Source organism: Betaproteobacteria bacterium (assembly GCA_009377585.1).
In the GTDB taxonomy this organism is placed as follows: domain Bacteria; phylum Pseudomonadota; class Gammaproteobacteria; order Burkholderiales; family WYBJ01; genus WYBJ01.
This window is the reverse complement of the sequence record WHTS01000071.1, coordinates 1-13374: the sequence shown is the minus strand read 5'-3', so window position 1 is coordinate 13374 and position 13374 is coordinate 1. Positions and strand designations below refer to the sequence as shown.

Sequence of the window (13374 nt, the reverse complement as noted above, 5' to 3'; positions counted from 1 at the left end):
CCGCATGGCCGCCGACCTCCAGCGCCAGAACGAGGAGCTTCGACGCCGACTGGCCGAGCTCATGGAGCGCGCCCGTTACAACGAGCGCGTGCTCGCCCGCTTCCAGAAAGTCGAGCTGCGCCTGATCGGAATCGTCAGCTTCAAGGAGCTGATCGAGGCCATCCTGGAAGACTACCGCGACGCGTTCGAGCTCGACGTCGTGACGCTGTCGCTGATCGATGCCGACTACGATCTGCGCCGCACGTTGATGGATGCGGAAGCCGCGGCTGAAGGCTTCCCCGGTCTGATCATGTTCGATCGCGACGTGTATCTGTCTTCGCTCTTCGGCGTGAACAACCAGCCCGTGCTGGGCGCGTTCGATTCGGCCCGCCACCGCGTGCTTTTCCCCGATGCGAGCCCGGTGCCCGCGAGCGTGGCGATCCTGCCGCTCATGCGCTGGGGCCAGCCGGTGGGAAGCCTCAACCTGGGCAGCCGTCGTTCCGACCGGTTCACGGCGGGCATGGCGACCCACTTCATCGAGTGGCTTGCCGCGGTGGCCTCGGTATGCCTGGAGAATGTGGCCAACAACGAGCGGCTGAAGCACATCGGCTTGACCGACGCGCTCACCGGCGTGCACAACCGGCGTTATTTCGAGCAGCGGCTGCGCGAAGAGGTCGACCGGGCCCTGCGCAAGGGCTCGCCGCTATCGTGCCTGCTGGTCGATCTCGACCACTTCAAGGCGGTCAACGATCGCCACGGCCATCTCATCGGCGACGTGGTCCTGCGCGAAGTCGCCGAGCAGACCAAGGACCAGCTGCGGCTGTCGGACGCGATGGCGCGTTATGGCGGCGAGGAGTTCGCCGTGCTGCTCGTTCAGACCAATGCAATCACGGCCCGAGCCATCGCCGAGCGCATCCGCGAGCGCATCGCCGGCCACAATTTCAAGCTGCCCGACGGAGCCCAGCTCAACGTGACGATCTCGATCGGTATTGCCACGATGATGGAAGAGCGGCGCGGCGCCGATGTCGATGTCCGCGCCCGCGACCTGGTCGGCCGCGCCGATTCGGCCCTGTATACCGCCAAGCGCAGCGGCCGCAACCGCGTCGTGGCGGCGAACGGAGTTACAAGCCGAGCCGCTGCCAGATCGTCGTCGTCGCGCCCGCCTGGTTGAGTGTGTAGAAATGAAGCCCCGGGGCGCCCTGCTGGAGCAGCCGGTCGCATAGCGCCGTGACCACGTCCAGGCCAAACGCACGCACCGCATCGACATCGTCGCCGTACGCCTCCAGCTTGTTGCGGATCCAGCGCGGGATCTCGGCGCCGCAGGCATCGGAGAAGCGCGCGAGCTGCGAGAAGCGGTTGATCGGCATGATGCCCGGAACGATCGGAATGTCGATTCCCATCGCTTCGCACTCGTCGACGAAGTGGAAGTAGCAGTCGGGGTTGAAGAAGTACTGCGTGATCGCGGAATCGGCGCCGGCGTCGATCTTGCGCTTGAAGTTGCGCAGATCCTCCAGCGCGTTGCGCGCCTGCGGATGGTACTCGGGATAGGCTGCGACCTCGATGACGAACTGCTGGCCGAATTCGTGCCGAATGAACTCGACCAGCTCGTAGGCGTAGCGGAACTCGCCGGCGGTGGCGAGCCCGGAGGGCAGGTCGCCACGCAGCGCGACCAGATGGCGTATGCCGCTATCCCGATAGCGCGTGAGCGTTTCGCGAATGCTGTCCCGGGTGGACGCGATGCAGGACACGTGGGGCGCGGCCGCATGGCCGCTTGCCTGGATGTCGAGCACCGTTTCGAGCGTGCGGTCGCGCGTGGACCCGCCCGCGCCGTAGGTCACCGAAAAGAACTCCGGGCCGAGCTGAGCCAGCTGGCGCGTGGTCATGCGCAGCTTCTCGCGTCCCTCTTGGGTGTTAGGCGGGAAGAACTCGAAGCTGTAAGTACGGGTTCGGGGAGTAGTCATTGGACGGCGGTTACCGAGTGACGAGTGAATGCGTGAAGACGTGAAGACGTGAAGCGGAAGCTTCGCTTCCGCGCAGGATCACGTGCAATGCCGATCCGCCCGCCGCTTCACTTTTCACTCATTCACTCTTCAAGTTTCGCCTAATACCGATAATGATCGGGCTTATAGGGCCCGCCGACATCGACTCCGATGTAGCGGCACTGCGCTTCGTTGAGCTGCGTGAGCTCCGCGCCCAGCTTGCGCAGGTGCAGCCGGGCGACGTGCTCGTCGAGCTTCTTCGGCAGCACGTACACCTTGTTCTGGTACTTGTCGCGGTCGGTGAAGAGCTCGATCTGCGCCAGCACCTGGTTGCTGAACGAGCTCGACATGACGAAGCTCGGATGCCCGGTGGCGCAGCCCAGGTTCACCAGCCGCCCCTCGGCCAGTACGATGATGCGCTTGCCGTCCGGCTTGATGACATGATCGACCTGCGGCTTGATGTTCTCCCACTCGTATTGGCGCAGGCTGGCGATGTCGATCTCGGAATCGAAGTGGCCGATGTTGCACACGATGGCGTTGTGCTTCATGCGCTTCATGTGCTCGTGGTTGATTACATGTACGTTGCCGGTCGAGGTGACGAAGAGGTCGGCCTTGTCGCAGGCGAAATCCATGGTCACCACGCGGTAGCCTTCCATCGCCGCCTGCAGGGCGCAGATCGGGTCGATCTCGCTCACCCACACCGTGGCGCCGAGCCCCTTGAGCGCCTGTACGCAGCCTTTGCCCACGTCGCCGTAGCCCGCGATCATCGCGATCTTGCCGGCGATCATCACGTCGGTCGCGCGCTTGATGCCGTCGACCAGCGATTCGCGGCAGCCGTACAGGTTGTCGAATTTGGACTTGGTGACCGAATCGTTCACGTTGATGGCCGGAAACGGCAGGCGCCCGTCCTTCTCCATCAGGTAAAGACGATGCACGCCGGTGGTCGTCTCTTCGGTGACGCCGCGGATGTTCGCCTGGATGCGCGAATACCAGCCGGGCTGCGCGGCGAGCCGGTCGCGGATGGCCGCATAGAGAATTTCTTCCTCCTCGTTGGTCGGCTGCGCGATGAGGCTCGAATCCTTCTCCGCCCGTGCGCCGAGCGTAACCAGGAGCGTCGCGTCGCCGCCGTCGTCGAGGATCATGTTGGGCCCGTTGCCGCCGGGCCAATCCAGGATGCGATGGGTGTACTCCCAGTACTCCTCGAGCGATTCGCCCTTGTAGGCAAATACCGGAATGCCGGCGGCCGCGATCGCCGCTGCGGCGTGGTCCTGGGTGGAAAAGATGTTGCACGACGCCCAGCGCACCTGCGCTCCGAGCTTGACCAGAGTTTCGATCAGGACCGCGGTCTGGATCGTCATATGCAACGATCCGGTGATGCGCGCGCCCTTGAGCGGCTGGCGGGCGGCATAGTCCTCGACGATCGACATGAGACCGGGCATTTCGGTCTCCGCGATGGCGATCTCCTTGCGGCCCCAGTCGGCAAGCCCGATGTCCTTGACGACGTAGTCGGGCTGTTTGGCGGCGGAATTGGGGGTGTTCATAAGGCAGTCTCCATTCAATACCGATGAATGGGCGCGGTTGAAGCTGGACCCGAAACGACCGAGCCTGGCCGTGCGTACGGAAGGAAAGCCCCGTCGCGCGGTCGCAGCGCCCCTCAGGCGTCGCGGAAAAGGAAGATTGCCGCGGGGCCCTCAGCTCTTGATGCCGGCATCCAGCATGAGGGCTTCGGCCTTGTCGGTCGCCTCCCAGCTGAACTCCGGCTCGTCGCGGCCGAAATGCCCATAGGCAGCCGTCTTGGCGTAGATGGGACGCAGCATGTCGAGGGCCACGATGATGCCCTTGGGCCGCAGATCGAAATGCTTTTCGACCAGCTTGGCGATCTTGTCATCGGCAATCTTGCCGGTGCCGAAGGTATCCACCATGAGACTGACCGGCTTGGCGACACCGATCGCATAGGCGACCTGCACCTCGCAGCGGTTGGCCAGCTTGGCCGCGACGATGTTCTTGGCCACGTAGCGCGCGGCGTAGGCCGCGGAGCGATCCACCTTGGACGGATCCTTGCCGGAGAACGCGCCACCGCCGTGGCGGGCCGAGCCGCCGTAGCTGTCGACGATGATCTTGCGCCCGGTGAGCCCGGTATCGCCCATCGGTCCGCCGATCACGAAGCGGCCGGTCGGATTGATCAGGAACTTGGTGTTCTCCGACAGCACGCCCTTGGGAAAGACGGGCTTGACGATCTCTTCCACCACCGCCTCGGTGATCTGGGCGTGGGAGATGTCGGGGTGGTGCTGGGTCGAGATGACGATCGTTTCGACGTGCTGCGGGCGGTTGTTGACGTAGCGCACGCTCACCTGGGATTTCGCGTCCGGACGCAGCCACGACAGGCGTCCATCCTTGCGCAGCTCGGCGTGGCGCTCCATCAGCCGGTGCGCGTAGTAGATCGGCAGCGGCATCAGCTGCGGGGTTTCGTCGCAGGCGTATCCGTACATCAGACCCTGGTCGCCGGCGCCCTGCTCGAGGTCCAGGCCCTTGCCCTCGTCCACGCCCTGTGCAATGTCGACCGACTGGCGGTCGAACGCCGTCACCACCGCGCAGGTCTTGCAATCGAAGCCGATGTCCGAGCTGTCGTAGCCGATGCGCTTGATCACGTCGCGGGCAAGCTCGCCATAGTCGACGGTCGCGCGGGTGGTGATCTGACCCGCCATCACCACCAGACCCGTGCACACCAGCGTTTCGGCCGCGACGCGCCCGTGCTTGTCCTGGGCGAGGATGGCATCGAGCACCGCATCGGAGATCTGGTCCGCGACCTTGTCGGGATGGCCTTCGGACACCGATTCAGAGGTAAAAAGGAATTCGTTCATGAGGCGGGGACTCCCTGCGAGCCTAAAGCCCCATAGAATAGCAAAAGGAAAATGCGTAGGGCAGGCAATAGACAACGTTCGGGAAGATTAGAAGACACTGGATGCTTGAAATCGTATTGCGGCCCCTGGCATGGCTGCCGCTGCGGTGGTTGCACGTGCTGGGGGCTGGCATCGGCTGGCTCGTCTACCTGCTCTCGTCGCAGTATTCGGCTCGCCTGGATCAGAACCTGAGGCTAAGCGGCCTGTTCCCGCAGGAAACCGACTATCGGCGCGTGCGCCGTCGCGCCATCGCGGAGGCCGGCAAGATCACGCTCGAGGTGCTCGCGGTCTGGCTGAAGCCGCCGTCGCGGGTCATGCGCTACTTCCGCGAGGTCAGGAACTACGACCTGATCGAAAAAGCGCGGGATTCCGGGCGCGGGGTCGTGCTGCTCACCCCGCACCTGGGGTGCTTCGAGATCGCCGGATTCTATTTCGGTCAGAAGCTTCCCCTCACCGTGCTCTACCGCCCGCCGCGAAAGCGCTGGCTGGAAGCGCTCATGGTGCGCGGCCGCAAACGCGGCCAGACCAAGCTGGCGGCGACGGATCTCGCCGGCGTGCGCAAATTGCTGCGCGCGTTGCGCAACGGCGAGGCCGTCGGCATGCTGCCCGACCAGGCGCCTCAGTTCGGCGATGGCGTATGGGCGCCCTTCTTCGGCCGCCCGGCCTTCACCATGACGCTCACCAGCCGGCTGCGGCGCGCCACCGGGGCCGCCGCATTCATGGTGTTCGCCGAGCGGTTGCCGAAGGGCGAGGGCTATTGCCTGCACATCGAGCAAATGCACGACCCGGTGCAGGGCGAGGTCGAGCTCAATCGCGCGGTCGAGCGCGCGATCGTCCTGCGACCCGAGCAGTATCTGTGGGGGTACGATCGATACAAGGTCCCGCGCGCTGTCGCGCCCCCGCAATCCGACCGCGTATCGATCGAACCGTGATCGCACGCATCGCACTGCTTCTCGTGTGGCTTGCCAGGCTGCTGCCGCTGCGTGTACTGGCCGCGTTGGGGCGCGCCCTGGGGCTCGTCCTTTACCAGCTGGGCCGGCACCGCCGCCGGGTGGCGTTGGTCAACCTCGAGCTCTGCTTTCCGCAGCTGCCGGCGCAAGAGCGCAGCCGCATCGCGCGCGCCCACTTCATGGCGCTCGCCCGCAGCATCGTGGAGCGCGGCATCCTGTGGTGGTCCCCGGCCGCTGCCGTGCGGCGCCTCGTGCGCCTCGAGGGCGAAGAGCACTGGCGCGCGGTCGCACACCGGCCGATCATCGTGCTCGCGCCGCATTTCATCGGCTGCGAAATGGGCGGCATCCGCATCCACCTCGATCATCCCATGGCCACCATGTACAGCAAGCAGCGCGACGCCGCGCTGGACGCCATGCTGTTGCACGGCCGCACCCGCTTCAACGAATCGCGGGTCTATTCGCGCCAGGACGGGATCCGGCCGATCGTCAAGGCGCTGCGCTCCGGATTGCCGCTGTTCTACCTGCCCGACATGGATTTCGGCGCCCGCGACGCCGTGTTCGTGCCGTTTTTCGGCGTGCCGGCGGCCACCATCACGGCGCTGAGCCGCCTGGCCGCGATCTCGGGCGCCGCGGTGCTGCCCTGCATTACCCGCCAGCTGCCGGGTGCCGAGGGCTACATCGCGCGCTTGTATCCGGCCTGGGACGATTTTCCCGGAGCCGACCCGGCCGCGGATGCGCGGCGCATGAACGCCTTCATCGAAGAGCGCGTGCGCGAGATGCCCGAGCAGTATTACTGGGTGCACAAGCGGTTCAAGACCCGTCCGCCGGGCGAGGGGCAGCGCTTCTATGAGGACTGAGCCGGTGCGGATTCGGCCGCTCGAGCCGGGCGATATCGAGGCGCTGAGCGAGCTTGCCCGCGCGATCTGGCACGCGCACTACCCGGGCATCATCACCAGCGCGCAGATAGAATACATGCTCGAACAGCGCTACCGGCCCGAGCTGGTGCAAGCCGAGCTCGGGCGCGACGACGTATGGTGGGAGCTGGCGACGCTGCAGGACCATCCGGTCGGCTTCTCCTCGTGCCTGCTCACGGGCGAGCCGGGCGAGATGAAGCTCGACAAGCTCTATGTCGATCCAGGGCGACAGGGAACGGGAGTCGGGACGCAACTCATGCGAAGCGTGCGCACCCGGGCGCGGCGCCTGCAATGCCGGCGCCTCATCCTCGCGGTGAACAGGCGCAATGCAAGCGCCATCGCGGCGTATCGGCGTTGGGGCTTTCGAGTCGAACGAGCGATGGTGACCGATATCGGTGCCGGATTCGTGATGGACGACTATCTCATGGTGGTCGAGCCGTGATCGCGGCTCATGCGCGGGGCGGCGGTCGGCCTGGAGGTGCTGCTGACGTGCGGCTGCGCTTCACCAAGATGCAGGGTCTCGGCAACGACTTCGTCGTGATCGACGCCACGCGCGCGCCGATCGCGCTCGACGCGGGGCTCGTGCGCAGGCTCGCGGACCGCCGCTTCGGCATCGGCTGCGACCAGGTGCTGCTGGTCGAGCCGGCGCGCATCGCGGGCACCGACTTCCACTACCGTATCTTCAACGCCGATGGCGGCGAGGTCGAGAACTGCGGCAACGGCGCGCGCTGCTTCGCGCGTTACGTGCTCGACAAGGGGCTTGCGCAGCGCCGCGCCATCCGCGTCGGCACGGCGGCCGGGGTCATCGTCCTGCACGTGCGCGAGGACGCTCTGGTGAGCGTCGACATGGGGCTGCCCGAATTCGAGCCGGCGAAGATTCCGTTCCTCGCCCCGCAGCGCGAACCGAGCTACCGCTTGCATGTCGACGGCCGGGAACGCACCATCTCGGTCGTATCCTTGGGCAACCCGCATGCGGTTCAGATCGTGGCGGACGTCGACGCGGCACCGGTGCAGACCGAGGGGCCGCTGATCGAGCGGCACGAACGTTTCCCGGAACGGGTGAATGCCGGCTACGTGCAAGTGCTGGACGCGCATTCGGTTCGGCTGCGTGTCTACGAGCGCGGCGCCGGCGAGACGCTCGCTTGCGGTACCGGCGCGTGCGCCGCGGTCGTCTGCGGCATTCAGGCCGGGATTCTGTCTTCGCCCGTGCGGGTGACGACACAAGGCGGAGAGCTCGCTATCGAGTGGGGCGGCGAGGGAGCCGCGGTGGTGATGACCGGCCCGGCGTGCACGGTGTTCGAAGGCGAGATCGAAGTCTAGCTGGCGAAGAAGCGCCAGCCACCAGATCGGAGGTGGCTGAAGAGCAAGCCACCAGATCGGAGGTGGCTGAAATGCCAGCCACCAGAGCAAGGGAGTTTCATGAAAGCAGAAGAAGTCGCGCAATTCCTCAACCAGCATCCCGAATTCTTCGAGGACTATGCGGAAATGCTGGCCGAGGTGGTTATCCCCCACCCGCACGGCGGCCGCGCGATCCCGATCTCGGAGCGCCAGCTCCTGTCGTTGCGCGAAAAGGCACGGCGGCTGGAATCGAAGCTGGGCGAATTGATCCGGTTCGGTGAGCAGAACGACGCGATCACCGACAAGCTCCACCGCATGACGCTTGCGCTGATCGGTGCGCGCGAGATCGAGACGGTGCTGCACGTGCTCGGATTCAACCTGCGGGAGGACTTCGCAGTGCCGCATGTTGCGGTTCGACTGTGGGACGGTTTCGGCCCCGACGAGCCTGCTGCCGACTTGGCCACGAGCGAGGAGGCGCGCGCCTTCGCGACCGCACTGAACGGGCCCTATTGCAGCGCGCATGCGATGGCCGATAGCGCCAGCTGGTTCGGCGAAACCGCGCCGCACCTGCGCTCGTTCGCCTACATCCCCTTGCGCAACGCAGCCGCGTTCGGCCTGCTTGCGCTGGCGAGCGAAGACCCGCAGCGCTTCTATCCCGAGATGGGCACGCTGTATCTGCGTCGCCTGGGTGAGATCGCGGCGGCGGCGCTGGAGCGTAACCGCATCGAAGCCGCGCAGGCGGCGCCGCCGCGGTGACAGAGCCGGCGCGGTCGCAAGCGCGAAGCAATCCGCCGCCCGACGGGGTCGAGCGCTACTTGCGCTACCTGGCGACCGAGCGGCGCCTCTCGCCGCGCACCACCGCGGCATACCGCGACGATATCCGCATCCTGTCGGCGCACGCCGGCGACACGCCGCTGGTGCAATTGTCCGCGCACGACATTCGCCGCATCGTATCCACCCAGCACGGCCGGGGCCTCTCCGGACGCAGCATCGCCCGCATGCTATCGGCGTGGCGCGGCTTGTTCCGCTTCCTGGCGCGCGAGCAGCTCTGTGCGCACGATCCCTGCGCCGGGGTGCGCGCGCCGCGCAGCCCGAAACGGCTGCCCGCCGCATTGTCGCCGGACGAGGCCCGGCGGCTGGTCGAGGTCGATGGCGAGGACATGTTTGCGGTGCGCGACCGGGCGGTGCTGGAGCTGCTGTATTCCTCGGGGCTGCGCGTCTCGGAGCTGGCGGCGCTGGATTGGTCCATGCTCGATTTCGCCCAGGAAAGCGTGCGCGTGCTCGGCAAGGGGTCCAAGACCCGTGTCGTACCGGTCGGACGCCCGGCGCTCGCCATGCTGAATGCTTGGCGCGAGCGCCGGCGCGAGCTCGAGCGCGACGATTCGGCGGCCGTGTTCGTCAGCCGCGCCGGCCGGCGGCTTTCGGCGCGTAGCATCCAGCGGCAGGTCCGCCGCGCGGGCTTGCGCCAGGGAATCGCCGGGCGCGTGCATCCGCACGTGCTGCGCCATTCGTTCGCTTCGCACGTGCTGCAATCGAGCGGCGACTTGCGTGCGGTGCAGGAAATGCTGGGGCATGCCAGCATTTCCACCACGCAGGTGTACACCCATCTCGACTTCCAGCATCTCGCGAAGGTGTACGACGCGGCGCATCCGCGGGCGCGCAAGAAGCGCACGCCCAAGCGAGCTTCCGCTGAATGACTGACCGCTCGCTCCCCAGGTCCATGCCCAGCCGGTGAAGCAGATCGTCCTGAAGGCAGGCCGCGACAAGTCGCTACTGCGGCATCATCCCTGGATTTTCTCCGGGGCGATCGAGCGCGCCAGCGGCGACGCCGAGCCGGGCGAAACCGTGGTGATCCGCTCGGCCGAAGGCCGCTTCCTCGCCTACGCCGCCGTCAGCCCACGTTCGCAGATCCGGGCGCGGGTGTGGAGCTTCGAGGAGCGCGAGGCGATCGACGCGCGCTTCATGAGATCCGCGCTCGAACGTGCGGTCGCGTTTCGCAGCCAGGTCGTCGGCCAGGACACCGATGCCTACCGCCTCGTTCATGCCGAGTGCGATGCGCTGCCCGGCCTGGTCGTCGATCGCTATGCGGACACCGCCGTGATCCAGTGCTCCAGTGCGGGCGCGGATTACTGGCGCGAAACCTATGCCGATGCGCTCATCGAAACGGGCGTATGCCGGCGCGTGTACGAGCGCTCCGACACCGAGCCGCGCAACCTGGAAGGGCTTGTGCCGCGCTCGGGCGCGCTGCGCGGCGGCGAGCCGCCCGAGGGCATCGCCGTGACCGAAGGGCCGGCCCGGTTCCTGGTGGACGTGCGCCGCGGGCAGAAGACCGGATTCTTCCTCGATCAACGCGACAATCGCGCACGAGTGCGCGCAGCCGCGCATGGCCGCGAGGTGCTGGACGTCTTTTCCTATACCGGAGGATTCGTCGTCGCCGCGCTCACGGGCGGTGCGGCCGGCGTGACGGCCATCGACAGCTCGGCGGATGCGATCGAGCGCGCGCGCGAAAACGTCGCGGCGAGCGGACTGGAAGCGCACCGCGTCGACTGGCAGCGGGCGGACGCGTTCGCGCGCCTGCGCGCGCTTCATGCCGAGGGCCGCCGCTTCGATCTCGTCGTGCTCGACCCACCGAAGTTCGCCCCGACCGAGCGTCACGTCGCGCGCGCGGCCCGCGCTTACAAGGACATCAACCTGTGGGCGTTTCGCCTGCTGCGCCCGGGCGGGACGCTTTTCACCTTTTCGTGCTCGGGCGCAATCGATGCTGCGCTCTTCCAGAGTATCGTGGCCGGTGCCGCACTGGATGCGGGGGTTCTCGGTCGCATCGTGGCGCGCCTCGGTGCCGCGCCGGATCATCCGGTCGCGCTGCATTTTCCCGAGGGCGGGTACCTGAAGGGCTTGGTGGTGAAGGTGGCATGAGCTTCCCGGGCGAGGGGCCCCGCTTGCGGGGATCGACCGCAAAGCGAACTGCCGCCAGGGCGCCGACAGCTTGGCCATCGCAACTCGTTGACCGTTCGGAGGCGACCGCATGAGCGCTGTGCTCGCGCCGCAGGAAATCTACTCTCGCCGGTGCAGGGCGCCGGACTAGCCCGACTGGCGATCGTCACCGATCCGACCGAAAGGCCATGAGCAACGCCATTCCGATTACTCTCCTGACCGGCTACCTCGGCAGCGGCAAGACGACCCTGCTCGCCCGCCTGCTGACGCATCCGGAACTGCGCGACACGGCAGTGCTGGTGAACGAGTTCGGCGGCATCGCGCTCGACCACGACCTGCTGTACTCGGCCGCCGAGTCGGTCGTGCTGCTCGACCGCGGCTGCCTGTGCTGCGCGCTTCGCAGTGATCTGGCCGAGCAGCTCGACGACTTGTACACGCGCAGGCTGCGCAAGGAGCTGCCGGCGTTCCGGCGCGTAGTGATCGAGACGACCGGCCTTGCCGATCCCGCTCCCATCCTGCAAACGCTGGTTGCGGAACCGACGCTGGCCGCGCTCTACCGGCTGGATGCGGTCGTGACCACGGCCGACGGGCAACTCGGCGTGCAGGAGCTGGAGCAACACTTCGAGTCGGTCAAGCAGGCGGCACTGGCCGATCGCATCGTCGTCACCAAGGCGGACATCGCGGTCGAAGCGGCATTGCAACTTCTGGAATCCCGGTTGCGCGAACTGAATCCGGCCGCGCCCATCGTGCGTTCGCGCAACGGCGACATCGATCCGGCTTCGATCCTCGACATCGGCTTCGATGCGGCAGGGCGCGATCCCGGGCGGATCGACGGCTGGCTGCGCTCGGAGCGCTATCGACCCGTTTCCGCGCACCCGCCGCTGATTCCCGGTAACAGCCCGGTTCACGATCGCCGCATCCGGTCTTTCGCAGTGACCTTCGATGAGCCGGTTTCCGGTTCGGCGCTTTGGCGAGGATTGGAGACGCTCATCGAACATCATGGCGAGCAGCTGCTGCGCGTGAAAGGCATCGTGAACGTGCGCGCTCAAAGCGTGCCGCGCGTGATCCATATCGTGCAGCACGTGCTCTATCCGGTGTTGACGTTGCCGGGCTGGCCGAGCGAGGATCGGCGCACGCGCCTGGTGTTCATCGTCCGCGATCTGGAGCAAGCGCAGGTGCTCGAGCCGCTGCAGCAGGCATTGGCCGCCGACTGAACCAGCCTGCAGCGGCGCTCAACCGGCGCCGTCGGTGCGATTCACCTCGACCGTCACATGACGGATTTCAGGGATCTGCGCGAGCATGCGCTTGAATGCTTCGGCCGACAGGTCGGCGTGGGTGACGATGGTCGCGATGCAGGCGTAGGCATTCATGCCGATGCGCCACACGTGCAGGTCGGCGACATGGGTGCGCGGGTTCGCCTCGAGCAGCGTGCGGACGCGATCGAGCAGCGGACCGGTATCTTCGGCATCGAGCAGCACGCGGCCCGAGCTGCGCATGAGGCCGAGCGACCAGTGCGCGATCACCACCGCCCCGACCAATCCCATGGCTGCATCGAGCGCGACCCAGCCAAAAATTTTTCCCCCGAGCAGCGCGGCGATCGCAAGCAGCGATGTGAGTGCGTCCGCCAGCACGTGCAGGTAGGCGGCGGCGAGGTTGTGATCGTGGTGATGCCCCGCATGCGCGTGCTGATGGTTCCCATGCGCGTGCGGACGCTCGCGCAGGATCCAGGCGCACGCGAGGTTGACCGCCAGGCCGATCGCCGCGATCACGAGCGCCTGGTCGAAACGCACCGCGACGGGATCGATCAGGCGCGCAATCGACTGGATCGCCATGACCAGCGCCACCCCGCCGAGCAGCAGCGCGCTGCTATAGCCCGCGAGCGGACCGATCTTGCCGGTGCCGAAGGTGAAGTGGGCATGCCCCATGAACCGGCGCGCGGCGACGTAACCGAGCACGGAGATCGACAGCGCGGCGGCGTGCGAGCCCATGTGCCAGCCATCGGCCACCAACGCCATCGAGCCGAACGTGTAGCCGCCGATCAGCTCGGCCAGCATGGTGACGAGCGTGATGCCGATCACCCACCACAACCGCTTCTCGGCATGGCGCTCGCCGGCATGCCGGAAGTCGTGCGGCTGGCGCCAACGCGAGAGCGAATCGTTCATGCGATCTTCCAGAGCAGCGGCGCGAAGCGGCGCCGCGCAAAGCAGTACCACGCGAAGCACTACCGCGCGAAGCAGCACCGCGCGAAGCAGCACCGCGCGAAGCAGCACCGCGCGAAGCAGCACCGCGCGAAAGCGGCGCCGCGCGACCGAGACGACCTCGATGGTAGCGCGAGACGCCCTTGTCCGTTGCCGCGCGTATAATCGTAAGGCGCCCGCTT

The 13374-nt window shown here is 66.7% G+C and carries 13 protein-coding genes, 1 pseudogene and 1 riboswitch; of the genes and pseudogenes, 10 read left to right on the top strand and 4 right to left on the bottom strand.

Annotated features, from left to right (window positions below; all coding sequences use genetic code 11):
- The first annotated feature begins 4 nt into the window (after nt 1-4).
- Nucleotides 5-1150: a DUF484 family protein gene (locus GEV05_19995; GenBank protein MPZ45626.1), complete on the top strand. Its 1146-nt coding sequence runs from the start codon at nt 5-7 to the stop codon at nt 1148-1150.
- On the opposite strand, the gene metF is transcribed toward GEV05_19995, so the two are convergent.
- From metF to GEV05_19980, 3 genes are all read right to left on the bottom strand, one after another.
- On the bottom strand, nt 1101-1940 hold the full coding sequence (metF, locus tag GEV05_19990) for a methylenetetrahydrofolate reductase [NAD(P)H] (GenBank protein MPZ45625.1): 840 nt from the start codon (nt 1938-1940) through the stop codon (nt 1101-1103). The two genes, GEV05_19995 and metF, sit on opposite strands and share 50 nt — an antisense overlap.
- Before the next feature lie 140 nt (nt 1941-2080).
- Nucleotides 2081-3499: an adenosylhomocysteinase gene (locus GEV05_19985; protein ID MPZ45624.1), complete on the bottom strand. Its 1419-nt coding sequence runs from the start codon at nt 3497-3499 to the stop codon at nt 2081-2083.
- Nucleotides 3500-3521: 22 nt separating this feature from the next.
- A riboswitch (S-adenosyl-L-homocysteine riboswitch) is annotated at nt 3522-3620 on the bottom strand.
- A 29-nt stretch (nt 3621-3649) separates the two neighbouring features.
- On the bottom strand, nt 3650-4819 hold the full coding sequence (locus GEV05_19980) for a methionine adenosyltransferase (GenBank protein MPZ45623.1): 1170 nt from the start codon (nt 4817-4819) through the stop codon (nt 3650-3652).
- A 101-nt stretch (nt 4820-4920) separates the two neighbouring features.
- Here GEV05_19980 and GEV05_19975 point away from each other — a divergent pair, with 101 nt between their 5' ends.
- From GEV05_19975 to GEV05_19940, 8 genes are all read left to right on the top strand, one after another.
- Nucleotides 4921-5790 carry a lysophospholipid acyltransferase family protein gene (locus tag GEV05_19975; GenBank protein ID MPZ45622.1) on the top strand — a complete coding sequence of 290 codons (870 nt, stop codon included), beginning with the start codon at nt 4921-4923 and terminating at the stop codon, nt 5788-5790.
- Nucleotides 5790-6665: a lipid A biosynthesis acyltransferase gene (locus GEV05_19970; protein ID MPZ45621.1), complete on the top strand. Its 876-nt coding sequence runs from the start codon at nt 5790-5792 to the stop codon at nt 6663-6665. Before GEV05_19975 ends, GEV05_19970 begins: the two co-directional genes overlap by 1 nt.
- Nucleotides 6655-7164 carry a GNAT family N-acetyltransferase gene (locus GEV05_19965; GenBank protein ID MPZ45620.1) on the top strand — a complete coding sequence of 170 codons (510 nt, stop codon included), beginning with the start codon at nt 6655-6657 and terminating at the stop codon, nt 7162-7164. The genes GEV05_19970 and GEV05_19965 overlap by 11 nt, the downstream gene beginning before the upstream one ends.
- A gap of 47 nt (nt 7165-7211) precedes the next feature.
- Nucleotides 7212-8042, top strand: coding sequence for a diaminopimelate epimerase (gene dapF, locus GEV05_19960; protein ID MPZ45619.1), 831 nt, complete (start codon nt 7212-7214; stop codon nt 8040-8042).
- Between the two features lie 99 nt (nt 8043-8141).
- Nucleotides 8142-8816 carry a DUF484 family protein gene (locus GEV05_19955; protein MPZ45618.1) on the top strand — a complete coding sequence of 225 codons (675 nt, stop codon included), beginning with the start codon at nt 8142-8144 and terminating at the stop codon, nt 8814-8816.
- Nucleotides 8813-9757, top strand: a complete 945-nt coding sequence (gene xerC / locus GEV05_19950) for a tyrosine recombinase XerC (protein MPZ45617.1) — start codon at nt 8813-8815, stop codon at nt 9755-9757. The genes GEV05_19955 and xerC overlap by 4 nt, the downstream gene beginning before the upstream one ends.
- A 34-nt stretch (nt 9758-9791) precedes the next feature.
- A complete protein-coding gene (locus GEV05_19945) occupies nt 9792-10976 on the top strand; it encodes a methyltransferase domain-containing protein (GenBank protein ID MPZ45616.1) in 1185 nt (394 codons plus the stop codon).
- A 206-nt stretch (nt 10977-11182) separates the two neighbouring features.
- On the top strand, nt 11183-12208 hold the full coding sequence (locus GEV05_19940; protein ID MPZ45615.1) for a GTP-binding protein: 1026 nt from the start codon (nt 11183-11185) through the stop codon (nt 12206-12208).
- Between the two features lie 18 nt (nt 12209-12226).
- Here GEV05_19940 and dmeF read toward each other — a convergent pair whose 3' ends face one another.
- Nucleotides 12227-13156, bottom strand: coding sequence for a CDF family Co(II)/Ni(II) efflux transporter DmeF (gene dmeF / locus GEV05_19935; protein ID MPZ45614.1), 930 nt, complete (start codon nt 13154-13156; stop codon nt 12227-12229).
- Between the two features lie 23 nt (nt 13157-13179).
- Here dmeF and GEV05_19930 point away from each other — a divergent pair.
- Nucleotides 13180-13323, top strand: a pseudogene (locus GEV05_19930) (class III poly(R)-hydroxyalkanoic acid synthase subunit PhaE).
- The last annotated feature ends 51 nt before the right edge of the window (nt 13324-13374 follow it).

Excerpts from the sequence above, each read along its gene's own strand:
- GEV05_19975 (MPZ45622.1), top strand. The coding sequence starts at position 4,921 with ATGCTTGAAATCGTATTGCGGCCCCTGGCATGGCTGCCGCTGCGGTGG.
- GEV05_19985 (MPZ45624.1), bottom strand. The coding sequence starts at position 3,499 with ATGAACACCCCCAATTCCGCCGCCAAACAGCCCGACTACGTCGTCAAG.
- GEV05_19980 (MPZ45623.1), bottom strand. The coding sequence starts at position 4,819 with ATGAACGAATTCCTTTTTACCTCTGAATCGGTGTCCGAAGGCCATCCC.
- GEV05_19955 (MPZ45618.1), top strand. The coding sequence starts at position 8,142 with ATGAAAGCAGAAGAAGTCGCGCAATTCCTCAACCAGCATCCCGAATTC.
- GEV05_19965 (MPZ45620.1), top strand. The coding sequence starts at position 6,655 with ATGAGGACTGAGCCGGTGCGGATTCGGCCGCTCGAGCCGGGCGATATC.
- metF (MPZ45625.1), bottom strand. The coding sequence starts at position 1,940 with ATGACTACTCCCCGAACCCGTACTTACAGCTTCGAGTTCTTCCCGCCT.
- GEV05_19940 (MPZ45615.1), top strand. The coding sequence starts at position 11,183 with ATGAGCAACGCCATTCCGATTACTCTCCTGACCGGCTACCTCGGCAGC.
- dmeF (MPZ45614.1), bottom strand. The coding sequence starts at position 13,156 with ATGAACGATTCGCTCTCGCGTTGGCGCCAGCCGCACGACTTCCGGCAT.
- GEV05_19995 (MPZ45626.1), top strand. The coding sequence starts at position 5 with ATGGCCGCCGACCTCCAGCGCCAGAACGAGGAGCTTCGACGCCGACTG.